At 43.6% G+C, this 12,585-nt stretch carries 13 protein-coding genes, 1 tRNA gene and 1 other RNA gene; 5 read left to right on the forward strand and 10 right to left on the reverse strand.

What is annotated here, in order from left to right; genetic code table 11:
* Nucleotides 1-18 precede the first annotated feature (18 nt).
* Nucleotides 19-243, reverse strand: coding sequence for a hypothetical protein (locus FTT73_RS05060; protein ID WP_100355628.1), 225 nt, complete (start codon nt 241-243; stop codon nt 19-21).
* Nucleotides 244-344: 101 nt separating this feature from the next.
* Nucleotides 345-833 (reverse strand): hypothetical protein, encoded by a 489-nt coding sequence (locus tag FTT73_RS05065; protein WP_159516100.1) that lies wholly within the window; start codon nt 831-833, stop codon nt 345-347.
* A 308-nt stretch (nt 834-1,141) separates the two neighbouring features.
* On the opposite strand from FTT73_RS05065, the gene carA reads away from it, so the two are divergent.
* The 4 genes from carA to FTT73_RS05085 all read left to right on the forward strand — a co-directional run bounded on the left by carA (nt 1,142) and on the right by FTT73_RS05085 (nt 7,299).
* A complete protein-coding gene (gene carA, locus FTT73_RS05070) occupies nt 1,142-2,281 on the forward strand; it encodes a glutamine-hydrolyzing carbamoyl-phosphate synthase small subunit (protein WP_005097721.1) in 1,140 nt (379 codons plus the stop codon).
* A gap of 13 nt (nt 2,282-2,294) precedes the next feature.
* On the forward strand, nt 2,295-5,525 hold the full coding sequence (gene carB / locus FTT73_RS05075) for a carbamoyl-phosphate synthase large subunit (protein ID WP_180191112.1): 3,231 nt from the start codon (nt 2,295-2,297) through the stop codon (nt 5,523-5,525).
* 92 nt (nt 5,526-5,617) lie between these two features.
* Nucleotides 5,618-6,094 (forward strand): transcription elongation factor GreA, encoded by a 477-nt coding sequence (gene greA / locus FTT73_RS05080; protein ID WP_005097724.1) that lies wholly within the window; start codon nt 5,618-5,620, stop codon nt 6,092-6,094.
* A 578-nt stretch (nt 6,095-6,672) separates the two neighbouring features.
* Nucleotides 6,673-7,299 (forward strand): CatB-related O-acetyltransferase, encoded by a 627-nt coding sequence (locus FTT73_RS05085; RefSeq protein ID WP_180191113.1) that lies wholly within the window; start codon nt 6,673-6,675, stop codon nt 7,297-7,299.
* Here the strand turns inward: FTT73_RS05085 and FTT73_RS05090 are convergent.
* From FTT73_RS05090 to coaD, 5 genes are all read right to left on the reverse strand, one after another.
* Nucleotides 7,283-8,062, reverse strand: a complete 780-nt coding sequence (locus FTT73_RS05090; RefSeq protein WP_373686432.1) for a hypothetical protein — start codon at nt 8,060-8,062, stop codon at nt 7,283-7,285. The two genes, FTT73_RS05085 and FTT73_RS05090, sit on opposite strands and share 17 nt — an antisense overlap.
* Nucleotides 8,063-8,127: 65 nt before the next feature.
* Nucleotides 8,128-8,204: transfer RNA gene (locus FTT73_RS05095), tRNA-Met, on the reverse strand.
* 72 nt (nt 8,205-8,276) lie between these two features.
* Nucleotides 8,277-8,654, reverse strand: an RNA gene (rnpB, locus tag FTT73_RS05100) — RNase P RNA component class A.
* Between the two features lie 26 nt (nt 8,655-8,680).
* Nucleotides 8,681-8,944 (reverse strand): YfhL family 4Fe-4S dicluster ferredoxin, encoded by a 264-nt coding sequence (locus FTT73_RS05105; protein ID WP_005097729.1) that lies wholly within the window; start codon nt 8,942-8,944, stop codon nt 8,681-8,683.
* A 1-nt stretch (nt 8,945) separates the two neighbouring features.
* Nucleotides 8,946-9,437 (reverse strand): pantetheine-phosphate adenylyltransferase, encoded by a 492-nt coding sequence (gene coaD / locus FTT73_RS05110; protein WP_180076220.1) that lies wholly within the window; start codon nt 9,435-9,437, stop codon nt 8,946-8,948.
* A 139-nt stretch (nt 9,438-9,576) separates the two neighbouring features.
* Here coaD and smpB point away from each other — a divergent pair, with 139 nt between their 5' ends.
* Nucleotides 9,577-10,056, forward strand: a complete 480-nt coding sequence (gene smpB / locus FTT73_RS05115) for an SsrA-binding protein SmpB (protein ID WP_004280586.1) — start codon at nt 9,577-9,579, stop codon at nt 10,054-10,056.
* 56 nt (nt 10,057-10,112) lie between these two features.
* Here smpB and FTT73_RS05120 read toward each other — a convergent pair whose 3' ends face one another.
* The 3 genes from FTT73_RS05120 to rluD are packed head-to-tail and all read right to left on the reverse strand — an operon-like array spanning nt 10,113 to nt 12,544.
* Entirely contained in the window at nt 10,113-10,673 is a 561-nt protein-coding gene (locus tag FTT73_RS05120) for a flavodoxin family protein (protein ID WP_005097730.1), read from the reverse strand.
* A gap of 40 nt (nt 10,674-10,713) precedes the next feature.
* Nucleotides 10,714-11,454 carry a peptidoglycan editing factor PgeF gene (pgeF, locus tag FTT73_RS05125; protein ID WP_180191115.1) on the reverse strand — a complete coding sequence of 247 codons (741 nt, stop codon included), beginning with the start codon at nt 11,452-11,454 and terminating at the stop codon, nt 10,714-10,716.
* 37 nt (nt 11,455-11,491) lie between these two features.
* Nucleotides 11,492-12,544, reverse strand: a complete 1,053-nt coding sequence (gene rluD, locus FTT73_RS05130; protein WP_180191116.1) for a 23S rRNA pseudouridine(1911/1915/1917) synthase RluD — start codon at nt 12,542-12,544, stop codon at nt 11,492-11,494.
* Nucleotides 12,545-12,585 lie beyond the last annotated feature (41 nt).

Here is a 12,585-nt window from a genome sequence, read left to right on the forward strand (position 1 = left end):
TTGCTAAATTTTTATATTTTAATGATTTAGCTGATGCTGTTTCTGAATGGATTTTACAGCGGCATATAGAATAAACGCAAAAGTGAGTACAGTAAGCAGGATGGTGCCAAAAACCAGCCCCAGCACTCCCAGACACAACACAATCACACCCAGATAAAGCATGCGCCCTAGCCCACTTTCCAGATTCAGTAGCATGATCAATATCAGTAAACCAAGTATACCTACGAAATAATGCTGTTGCATCGTGACCCCCTTTAATTGTTATTGTGAGTCCGTTTTGCTGCATAAAGACAAAGGAGAACATGTGATTGTTCTCCTTTTAAAGAGCAGCCTTTCAACGCAGCTTAACTTTTCAGCTCAGGCTTTTTGTCTGAACTTTCTGCTTTCACTACCGGCTTGACTTTTTTCAGCACTTCAATGGTGCTGTCTTTAGAACGTTTTAAGGTATCGGTCAAATGCTCTTTATGTTTGGTCGAAATCTGACTGACATCCTCTTTCAGTTCCTTGCCCAGACTGGACAAGTCTTCGATCACTGCATTGAATTCTGTTTTGATAAAGCTCTTCAATTCAGTTAATTCTTTTTGTGAACCGAAGATCTGCTCCTTTAAAGTGTCAATTCGCTGCAACACCTCCTGCTTAAATTGGCGCAATTGTTCCTGTACGGTATCGGTCAATTGCTTGGCTTCAACTTCAAGCTTTTCTTTACTTTCTTCGATGCTTTCAAGTGCTTGATCTTTCGCCTCTACTGCTACTTTTTCAAGCTTCTCGGCAGTTTCTGCCACGACGCTCGGGCTGGCTTTTTTGGATTGGGTAGATTTTGATGCTGTAGTCATTTGTCTTGTTCCTATTGTTATATTGACTGAGCTATATTAGTAGACTTGATAAAATTTAAGATTTGATTTGTCTGACAATTATTAATTGCTTACATTTTTTCATCCTGTTTACAAAACAGACTTCCATTCAAAAAGCAAGGCATTTATCTTATACTTTCGCTGCAAAGCCATTGGACTTCAAGCATCATTCTGCGTATAATGCCGTGTTAAGTTCAAGCGAGCAGACATAGGAGGGTAGGTTTAAAAATTAGCCTTCCTTTTTTTTCGTCTTCTCGCTTTTTTACAGCCTAAATTTCAGGAGCTTTGGTTTGAGCACCCCAGCAATTTTAGCCCTTGCCGACGGAACTATCTTTAAAGGTACTTCGATTGGCGCATCGGGTAGTACGACTGGTGAAGTCGTTTTCAACACTGCCATGACTGGCTATCAAGAAATTTTGACTGACCCGAGTTATGCACAGCAACTTGTGACACTGACTTACCCGCATATCGGTAACACAGGCTGCAATGAAGAAGACGCTGAATCAGGTCGTATTCATAAAGTTTGGGCCAACGGATTGATCATTCGTGACCTGCCTTTATTGCACAGTAACTTCCGTTCAACCCAATCATTAGCTGAATATTTGGTACAACACAATGTTGTGGCAATTGCGGATATCGACACGCGTAAATTGACACGTATCCTACGTGACAAAGGTGCGCAAAATGGCTGTATCCTTGCTGGCGAAAATATCACTGAAGCAGAAGCGCTTGAAAAAGCACGTGCCTTTAGCGGTTTAAACGGTTTAGACCTGGCAAAAGAATGTTGCGATCCTGAGGGCTTTGAGTGGACTGAAGGCTCTTGGGCATTAGGCAAAGGTTTCTCTCAACCTGAACTTAAATTCCATGTTGTTGCATACGATTACGGTGTCAAAACCAACATCTTACGTATGCTCGCAGACCGCGGTTGTAAACTGACTGTGGTGCCTGCGCAAACTCCTGCTGCTGACGTACTTGCTCTGAATCCAGATGGTGTGTTCCTCTCGAACGGCCCTGGCGATCCAGCTGCATGTGACTACGCAATTGAAGCTGTAAAAACAATTGTAGAAACCACTGAAATTCCAGTATTTGGTATCTGTCTGGGTCACCAGATCCTTGCACTTGCAAGTGGCGCCAAAACACTAAAAATGCCTCACGGTCACCACGGTGCCAACCATCCTGTGCAAAACCTTGAAAATGGTACAGTGATGATTACTTCTCAAAACCACGGCTTCGCAGTTGATGAAAGCAACCTGCCGGATGTATTGCGTGTAACGCATCGCTCACTGTTTGATGGTACTAACCAAGGTATTCATCGCACAGACAAGCCTGCGTTCAGCTTCCAGGGTCACCCTGAAGCAAGCCCTGGTCCACATGACTGCGCACCATTGTTCGATCATTTCATCGAACTTATCGAAGCATCTAAGAAGTAATTAAGGAAGCATCATGGCTAAACGTACTGACATTAAAAGCATCTTAATTATTGGTGCGGGTCCGATTGTCATCGGTCAGGCATGTGAGTTTGACTACTCAGGTGCTCAAGCATGTAAAGCCCTTCGTGAAGAGGGCTACCGCGTTATTTTGGTCAACTCGAATCCGGCGACCATCATGACCGACCCTGCAATGGCAGACGCAACGTATATCGAACCGATTACCTGGCAAACTGTTGCACAAATTATTGAGAAAGAACGCCCAGACGCAGTTCTTCCCACCATGGGCGGTCAAACTGCATTGAACTGTGCCCTTGCCCTTGATGAGCACGGCATTCTAGAAAAATACAATGTTGAATTGATCGGCGCGACCAAAGAAGCGATTGAAAAAGCTGAAGACCGCAAACTCTTCGACCAGGCAATGCGTAAAATTGGTCTTGAATGTCCAAAAGCAGATATTGCCGAGTCAATGGAAGAAGCTTTAACTATTCAAGCACGCTTCGGCTTCCCTGTGATTATCCGTCCATCATTCACGATGGGTGGTTCAGGCGGCGGTATCGCATACAACAAAGAAGAATTCATTGAAATCTGTGAACGCGGTTTCGATCTTTCTCCAACCAAACAGTTATTGATCGATGAATCACTCATTGGTTGGAAAGAGTATGAAATGGAAGTTGTTCGTGACAAAAACGACAACTGTATCATTGTATGTACCATTGAAAACTTTGACCCAATGGGCGTGCATACAGGTGACTCAATCACTGTTGCGCCTGCTCAAACACTGACAGATAAAGAATTCCAGTTACTACGTAACGCTTCTTTAGCTGTACTTCGTGAAATTGGCGTAGAAACAGGCGGTTCAAACGTTCAGTTCGGTATCAACCCTAAAGACGGTCGTATCGTTGTGATCGAGATGAACCCACGGGTTTCTCGTTCTTCTGCCCTTGCATCTAAAGCAACGGGTTTCCCGATTGCGAAAATCGCGGCGAAACTGGCTGTAGGTTATACCCTTGATGAGTTGAAAAATGACATCACGGGCGGTACAACTCCTGCTTCATTCGAACCTGCGATTGACTACGTTGTAACGAAAATTCCTCGCTTCAACTTCGAGAAATTCCCGCAAGCAGATGCAACTTTGACGACTCAGATGAAATCTGTCGGTGAAGTCATGGCCATTGGCCGTAACTTCCAGGAGTCTATGCAAAAAGCGCTTCGTGGTCTTGAAGTTGGTGCTTCTGGCTTCGATGAAAAAATCGAAATCGGTGCTGAAGGTGCGAAAGATAAAATTCTTCAAGAACTTAAAGTACCAGGTCCTGAGCGCATCTGGTTCATTGGTGATGCATTCCGTCACGGCTTTACACTTGATGAAGTATTTGCTGCAACCAATATCGACCCTTGGTTCCTGATCCAGATCGAAGACATCATTAAAACTGAAGAACAGATTAAATCTTTAGGTTTTGGTGATTTGAACGCGGACAACATCCGCAGCTTCAAACGTAAAGGTTTATCGGATCTTCGTATTGCAGACTTGATGGGCATTTCACAAAAACAATTCCGTAAACACCGTTGGAACCTGGGCGTAACCCCTGTTTACAAACGTGTCGATACATGTGCTGCAGAATTTGAGTCTGATACAGCGTACATGTACTCAACTTACGATGAAGAATGTGAAGCAAATCCATCAACGCGTGACAAGATCATGGTGATTGGTGGCGGACCTAACCGTATTGGTCAAGGTATCGAGTTCGATTACTGCTGTGTACACGCAGCGCTTGCAATGCGTGAAGATGGTTATGAAACCATCATGGTCAACTGTAATCCTGAAACGGTTTCTACAGATTACGACACATCAGATCGTTTGTACTTCGAACCAATCACATTGGAAGATGTACTTGAAATCGTACGTATCGAGAAGCCTAAAGGCATTATCGTGCAGTACGGTGGTCAAACACCTTTGAAATTGGCTCGTGCTTTGGAAGAAGCCGGTGCGCCAATTATCGGTACATCTCCAGACGCGATTGACCGTGCAGAAGACCGTGAACGCTTCCAGCAAATGATTCAGCGTCTGCAACTTCGTCAACCGAACAACAGCATTGTAAAATCTGCTGAAGAAGGTATGGCTGAAGCAGCGAAAGTTGGCTATCCACTCGTTGTACGTCCATCATACGTTCTTGGCGGTCGTGCCATGGAAATCGTGTATAACGATGACGAATTGAAACGCTACTTACGTGATGCAGTTCAAGCATCAAACGAAGCACCGGTTCTTCTTGACCGCTTCCTTGATGACGCGATCGAAGTTGACGTGGACTGCGTATCTGACGGCAAAGACGTTGTGATTGGCGGTATCATGCAGCACATTGAACAAGCGGGTATCCACTCTGGTGACTCAGCATGTTCGATTCCTCCTTACTCGCTTTCTCAAGAAGTACAGGACGAAATGCGCCGTCAAACTGTTGCAATGGCAAAAGAACTGGGTGTAATCGGTTTGATGAACGTTCAGTTTGCAGTAAAAGGCACTGACGTTTACATTCTGGAAGTGAACCCACGTGCATCACGTACTGTACCGTTCGTTTCTAAATGTATCGGTGAGTCTTTAGCAAAAGTTGCTGCACGTTGTATGGCAGGTCAATCTCTAGAATCTCAAGGATTCACTAAAGAGATTATTCCTCAGCACTTCTCTGTAAAAGAAGCGGTGTTCCCATTCAACAAATTCCCGGGTGTTGACCCAATCCTTGGCCCTGAGATGAAATCGACTGGCGAAGTCATGGGTGTTGGTAAATCATTTGGTGAAGCGTTCTATAAAGCTGTATTAGGCTCGAACGATCGCTTACCAGGTAAACCAACTGAAGGCGAAGTAAAACATGCGTTCCTGTCTGTTCGTGATTCAGATAAGCCGCATGTCGCGCGTATCGCTCAGCAACTGGTAGACTATGGCTTCAAGTTGCTTGCAACGGGTGGCACATACAGCGTGATTACTGAAGCGGGTATTGCATGTGAACGTGTGAATAAAGTAACTGAAGGCCGTCCTAATATTGTGGACCGCTTGAAAAATGGCGAAATTCACCTCATTATCAATACATCTGAAGGTAAACAGGCTCAGCAGGATTCGTTCTCGATCCGTCGCTCTGCGCTACAAGGTAAAGTGTATTACACGACCACCTTGAACGGTGCTGATGCTGTATGCCAAGCTTTAGCAATCAAATTGCCAATGGATGTATATCGCTTGCAAGACCTAACTAAAGGTTAATTAAGTTTCCAAGAAGTCCCGCTACCTTCTTGGTGGCGGGCTTTTTTTTATTTATAGATTTTATATCTTTCAACTGACTTTTGAGGGACAACATGCAACGTTATCCTATGACTCCTGAAGGCAAAATTGCCTTAGAGAAAGAATTACATCAACTGAAAACCGTTGACCGTCCTCGTATCACGGCTTCGATTGCGGAAGCACGTGAACACGGCGACTTAAAAGAAAATGCAGAATATCACGCAGCGCGTGAACAGCAAGGCTTCTGTGAAGGCCGTATTCAGGACATCGAAGGGAAACTGGGCGCTTGCCAGGTCATTGATGTGAAAGAACTTGAGCAATCAGGTCGTGTGGTTTTTGGTGTGACAGTGACAATTGAAAACCTGGATACTGAAGAGCAAAAAACTTACAAGATTGTAGGCGATGACGAAGCAGACTTTAAGATCAACAAGATCTCTGTGAACTCACCAATTGCACGTGGTCTTTTAGGTAAAAACGAAGGCGATGATGTGAAAATTACGACACCAAATGGTGAAGTTGAATACGAAATTGTGAAAGTTGAATATATCTAAGCTTTAGATATTTACAACAATTAAAGCCCCTCAATTGAGGGGTTTTTTATTGAAAAACTATTGATTTAGCTTTAATTTATGAGCAAATAATAAAATAGATAACAAAAAAATGGATGATCGCTTCATACACGCTTTTTACTATGCACTTGGCGGTTTGATCCTTGGTGTTGCCATCGCGATCAACTGGTCATACTTCATCGACATGCATACCAGTTCTGTCCTGATTATTTCAACCGCGATACTCAGCTGCGCAATTCTGGGCTTTCTTTTTCCCAATTGTATTGCTCGTATTTTTAGTATCTTTTGGAATTTGTTCAGATAAAATTTTTCATAATTTCAATCATATTCCTCACTCCCTTGTACACTCAGTATATATTCTGAGGATGTTATTCCACAGGAACACAAAGCCATCATTACAAATCAAAATTCACAATAAAATTGCCTTTCCTTTTAGGAAATGAAGAACACTACTCGACAAAGGAGAGGCCTTGTTTAAGAATCCCCCCCCAAAATCCCACTTTTTCAAAGAGGGACTTTTGTTTGCTATAATCCCCCAACCTTCAAAACGCCATATACGCATGTCTGAAAAGTTAATTAATTCCCCTGTCAAACACTGGTGTGAGTTCGAATTCATCTCAAAAACGGTGAAGAATCCAAATATTCATATTAAGGGGAATTATTCTTACTATTCCGCTTATTGGGATCAAGGGTTTGAGCGTTGTGTTGTGCGTTATCTACATGACAAGTCCTCTACTCCAGATAAACCCATTGATCAGCTCTATATCGGCAATTTTGTCTGTTTTGGCGCAGAATGCGTGATTATGATGGGTGGTAATCAATTACACCGTACAGACTGGATTTCAGCCTTTCCCTTCGATACACGCAGTTTTGTGCCTGCTGGCGACACAGTCATTGGCGATGGATGCTGGATTGGCTCACGTGCCATGATTATGCAAGGTGTAACGCTTGGCGAAGGTGCTGTGGTAGCAACAAGTGCAGTAGTAACCAAAGATGTGCCGCCTTATGCAATTGTCGGTGGTGTACCTGCGAAAATCATTAAATACCGTTTTCCTGAAGAAGATATTAAAAAACTGCTTTCTCTAAAGCTCTATGACTTAGATGAAAAGCAGTTTTTAAAAATACGTGAGCAGTTGCAGACGGATGATGTTAGATCACTGCTACATGCCTTTACTGCGCTTGAATAAAAGGGATTAACGCCAAACTCCGCTGTTTATATCCGTCGATTTTATTATTCTTAAGCCAGTTTATATTCAAATAACTTAAACGCCATTCATAATAAGCCAATCCTACATCTCTATAGCTGATCTTAAGTACGGTCTCCTTCTGATCATCACAATAATTATTCTTTTTATCTTTCATATCTTTGTAGCAGGAAAGTCGATTCTGGTATTCGTAAAAAGGTAAATGCTCGAAGACCAGTTTTGTCTTTCCTTTTGGAAGTAATTGAATAAACTGTGCATTCTGTTCACCTGCATCATTTGAAACCCAGCCATGAATTAAGGCAATAGCATAACTATGCCGATTGAGTGGGTATAAGGCAGGATATATAAATTCTATACCACTCTTATCCTCTTTAAGCGCATAAACCTGTTGATACGTGGTTAGATCCCAATAATCAATGATTTGATATTTTCCAAGATTTTTTGAAAGCTGAATAATTTGTAAATTTTCATCAATTAAATAATATTTTTCAGCTTCAGCAATTTTAACTACCCAAAGTTTTGCATCACGCTCATCACAACTAAATTTTACTTTTTGACAAATTGATCTTATTTCTGCTTTGGAAATATTTTTTTCTTTAAAAGGAAATGACTTAATTGAATCTGCAGCAAAAACAGGCAAAGCCATAAATAAAATTAAAGTTGATAGCATTAAATTTTTAATCATCATACATATTCTTGTTATTTGTTTTATTTTAACTATTGTAGTGCTTTTCAGATTTTCCACCAACATCATCACCAAATATCAGACATAAAAAAACCCACTCAATCGGAGTGGGTTTTTTCAGAATATGGTGGCTATGACGAGACTTGAACTTGTGACCCCCGCATTATGAGTGCGGTGCTCTAACCAACTGAGCTACATAGCCTTAAACTGTGCGCGCATTATGAGATTTTCTTTAAAGAGCGTCAACCCCATAATGCACTGTTTGATCAAAATTTGTTGAAGTGAGCCGATAAGCCGGGTTCTGTCGTGAACGATCATTCCTCTAGGCGCACAATCACTCATGCGCTCAAGCGACCTACCCGAATCCAGCATGGGCCATGCCTAATGGATTCCTATTTGGTCTTGCTTCCGGTGGGGTTTACCTCGCCATGAACTGTTACCAGCCATGCGGTGCGCTCTTACCGCACCCTTTCACCCTTACCTCCGATTCCGATTGCTCGAAAACATACTGAAGGCGGTCTTCTCTCTGCTGCACTTGCCGTCGGTTTACACCGCCCAGGCGTTACCTGGCACCTTGCCCTATGAAGCCCGGACTTTCCTCCCCTGCTTCAATCACGGAGATCTCCACAGCAGCGATCGTCTGGCTCACTTCGAGCGGCATAGTACCAAATATCGAGACTAATTGCTTGATGTTTTTTGAGCAGTCAGTTTTTCATACTTGGCTTGCAGCTGCTCCTGCGTTTCCGCATGGTTCGGATCCAGTGGAATACAATCCACCGGACAGAACAGCTGACATTGCGGTTGATCATGATGTCCGACGCACTCTGTACATAAATCTGGATGAATCTCATAAATGAGTTCACCCATATAAATGGCCTCATTCGGGCATACAGGTTCACAGACATCACAATTAATACATTCATCGGTGATATATAAAGACACGCTACCAACCTTGTTGAAGTTTACGCCCGAAGGCAGCAACCACGTTTGGTGGTACAAACTTGGTCACATCACCTCTTAATCGAGCAATTTCACGCACCAAAGTGGATGAAATAAAAGAATATTGCTCTGAAGGAGTTAAAAATACCGCTTCAAAGTGGGAGTCAAGCTGACGGTTCATATTGGCCAGCTGAAATTCATACTCAAAATCGGACACTGCACGCAAACCACGCAGTACAGCCGTCGCTTTTTGCTCACGAAAGAAATTGACCAGCAAACCATCAAAACCTACAAATTCAACATTGTCCAAATGACTCAATGACTCTTTTGCCAGGGCAACACGCTCTTCCAGACTAAATACCGGATTTTTATGATGACCGATGGCAATCGCCACAACGACCTCATCAAACATTCGCGCTGCGCGGGTTACCAAATCAATATGTCCATTGGTAATTGGATCAAAAGTCCCCGGATAAATCACACGAGTTTTAGACATCCATTTGTACTCTGTTTGTTATGTAGAATCTTATTTTAGCAAAAACTTGTTTTTTTGGTGAATAATCCTCATTAATTTAAAAAACTTCACCTTATTTCTAGTTGCGGTACAATAGCAGCACGTTTGGAAGTATCAGATTATGGCGAAAGCATCTATTGTAGTAAAAAAAAATAATGGCGGTACCATTGCACTGAATAAACGTGCCCGCCACGATTATTTTATTGAAGAGAAATTTGAAGCGGGGCTGTCATTAAAGGGCTGGGAAGTCAAATCAATGCGTGCCGGTCGTATGACCATTGTAGAAAGCTATATTACCTTTAAAAATGGTGAAGCTTTCCTGTTTGGTGCGCAAGTTCAGCCTTTGCTGAGTGCTTCAACACACGTGGTGCCTGAAGCGACCCGTACCCGAAAACTGTTGTTGAATCGCCGTGAAATTGAAAAGCTGATGGGCGCGATTAACCAGAAAGGTTATTCCTGCGTGCCACTGGCCTGTTACTGGAAAGGCCCACATGCCAAGCTGGAAATTGCACTGGTCAAAGGTAAGCAGCTCCATGACAAACGTGCTACTGAAAAAGACCGTGACTGGCAACGTGATAAAGCGCGAATTTTCCATAAATAATGGATCAATACTTGAATATAAAAACCTCCAGCATGTGGAGGTTTTTTTATCACTGACTAAGCTGGATGATTTAAGCGCGCCAGTGTCAAAGCAATATATTCGCCAAACCAGAGCGCGGTTTTTAAATCCCCTTCAGGTGGGGTGACTTCTACCGGTGCATTGTCCGACTGGGTCATCAGCCCCAAAAAGCTCGACATACGATTCAGATCAGTCACGGCACGACCTGTCGGCATCAAGGGCAAACCGCTCCACAACATACCATGCTGCATCGCAAACAGGTTGATTTGCTGCAACACTGCCAGTTTGTCGCCACTAAGTCCGCCACCATTGGTAAAAGCTGCTGCCAGTTTGCCCTGCCAGCTACGCGCCAGCCAGCGCTTGGATGACTGCTCCATAAACAGCTTCATGGCAGAGGTCAGGCTTCCCATATAGGTCGGACAACCAAAGACAATCGCATCTGCGGCATCTAGCACATCCCAATCAATATGTTCGACATTCATCATATGCACCTGAACACCAGTTTCCCGTGCACCATCAGCAATAAAATTTGCCACTTTAGCCGTGTGTCCATAAGGACTGTGATAAACAATCGCAACAGATTTGGAAGATAGGGACATAATGCTCAAAAGCCAAAAAATTCAGTTAAGTTTAACATTTTCATGCCATAAACACGAATGTCGCCATACGACCCGTTTTAGGCTCACGGCGATAAGAAAAATATTCATCTGCTTGACGATAAGAACACTGATCCCCACCCAATACGGTATTTATGCCGTGTTGCTGCAAGATATAACGCGCAATCGCATACAGGTCAGCATAATATTTACCAGCCTGTCCACCGGGCTGAAACGCACTGTCCAGTTCAGGATATTTCTCACAAAAAGCTGCTTTTACTTCAGCACCAATTTCAAAACTAGGTTGACTAATGGCTGCACCGAGCCACGCCCAAGTCGGCGGAGTCTGCATGGCTGCAAGGGTATTTTCGATAATACCTCCTGCGAGTCCCCGCCAGCCGGCATGCAAGTTCGCAACTTCCATACCTTCCGCATTGCCTAATACAACTGGCAAACAGTCTGCAGTCATCATCATCAGAGCATGCTGTTTACGCTGCGTCACCAGACCATCTCCTACCAGTGCCTCAAAAGGCATCTGCTCATTAATCGTATGACAGATGGTGCTATGCGTCTGGGTCATCCAGGTAATTTTATCTACGCCAAAGGCAGCGAAATCCTGCAGTAAAGCCATACGATGCTGTTGTACCCGTTGCGCATCATCCTGCACATGCAAGGCCAGATTAAAACCTGCAAGTTCAGGCTGTGTAGATGGCTGCACTTTCGCATGATAAACACGGGTCTGACCCACATACACACCTGGTGGAAGTCCTGGTACAAATTGCATCTCGATTCCTTGCTTTGACGCGAGCTAAATAAAAAGATTAATAGGCTTTGTTTTCGGTACGCAGCACTTCAATCAGATTGGCAAAGTCTTCCGGCCACGGTGCTTCAAAGGTCATTTCTTCTTTGGTACGCGGATGTTTCAGCCCCAGTTGCACGGCATGTAAAGCCTGACGCTTAAAGCCACGTAAAGTATCATCTAGCAATTGCGATGCGCCTGCAGGCATACGGACACGCGGCATATATACCTGATCACCCACCAGGCCATAGCCGATATAGCTAAAATGCACACGAATCTGATGGGTACGTCCGGTTTCCAGACGTGCCTGAACACGGGTGAAGTGCTGGAACCGCTCTTTAACATTGTAATGGGTTACTGCATCCTTGCCGCCTGGCAGAACTGCCATTTTTACACGATCCACCGGATGGCGTTTGATCGGCTCATCAATGGTGCCGCCAGCAATAATGTTGCCGTAAACCACCAGATCATAGAGACGATACACCGATTTCTTCTCAAGCTGTTTGCTTAAGGCAAACTGTGCTTCCAGATTTTTAGCAACCACCAATAAACCGCTGGTATCTTTATCGATACGATGTACCAGACCTGCTCGCGCCAGCTCAGAAGATTTTGGATAGTGGTGTAATAAAGCATTCACCAAGGTGCCCGAGGTATTGCCGGCACCCGGATGTACCACCATACCGACTGGTTTGTTGATGACGATAATATCTTCGTCTTCATAGATGATATCCAGTGGAATGTCTTCCGGCAGGCTGCGCGTTTGCGCTTCAAGCTCGACATTTAAGGTCAGGATTTCGAAACCATCACTTTTAAATTTAGGCTTGACCGGTTGGCCATTCACCAATAAATTACCTTCTTTGATCCATTGCTTTAATTTTTCTCGGGAAAAATCGCTCCAGACCATCGCTGCAATCTGGTCGATTCGTTGCCCGATATAAGTTTCATCCAGTTGAAATTGCAACGATAAACGTGTTGCAGTTGCTTCTGAAGTATGGTTATCTGCATCCTCAGAATCTTCAAGTAAATTGAAATCAGTATCAGGGATATTAGAATTGGAAGATTGTGCTTGACTCATTTGCTCATTCAGACAAAAGTGGTTTAATAGTGCAATTGTAG

It is taken from the genome of Acinetobacter sp. YH01006 (genome assembly GCF_013420445.1).
GTDB classification, from domain to species: Bacteria; Pseudomonadota; Gammaproteobacteria; order Pseudomonadales; family Moraxellaceae; genus Acinetobacter; species Acinetobacter pseudolwoffii.

What these genes read in the sequence shown, in the direction of transcription:
- smpB (WP_004280586.1), top strand. Translation starts at nt 9,577, where the DNA reads ATGGCGAAAGCATCTATTGTAGTAAAAAAAAATAATGGCGGTACCATT.
- rluD (WP_180191116.1), bottom strand. Translation starts at nt 12,544, where the DNA reads ATGAGTCAAGCACAATCTTCCAATTCTAATATCCCTGATACTGATTTC.
- FTT73_RS05120 (WP_005097730.1), bottom strand. Translation starts at nt 10,673, where the DNA reads ATGTCCCTATCTTCCAAATCTGTTGCGATTGTTTATCACAGTCCTTAT.
- pgeF (WP_180191115.1), bottom strand. Translation starts at nt 11,454, where the DNA reads ATGCAATTTGTACCAGGACTTCCACCAGGTGTGTATGTGGGTCAGACC.
- FTT73_RS05065 (WP_159516100.1), bottom strand. Translation starts at nt 833, where the DNA reads ATGACTACAGCATCAAAATCTACCCAATCCAAAAAAGCCAGCCCGAGC.
- greA (WP_005097724.1), top strand. Translation starts at nt 5,618, where the DNA reads ATGCAACGTTATCCTATGACTCCTGAAGGCAAAATTGCCTTAGAGAAA.
- FTT73_RS05085 (WP_180191113.1), top strand. Translation starts at nt 6,673, where the DNA reads ATGTCTGAAAAGTTAATTAATTCCCCTGTCAAACACTGGTGTGAGTTC.
- FTT73_RS05060 (WP_100355628.1), bottom strand. Translation starts at nt 243, where the DNA reads ATGCAACAGCATTATTTCGTAGGTATACTTGGTTTACTGATATTGATC.
- coaD (WP_180076220.1), bottom strand. Translation starts at nt 9,437, where the DNA reads ATGTCTAAAACTCGTGTGATTTATCCGGGGACTTTTGATCCAATTACC.
- carB (WP_180191112.1), top strand. Translation starts at nt 2,295, where the DNA reads ATGGCTAAACGTACTGACATTAAAAGCATCTTAATTATTGGTGCGGGT.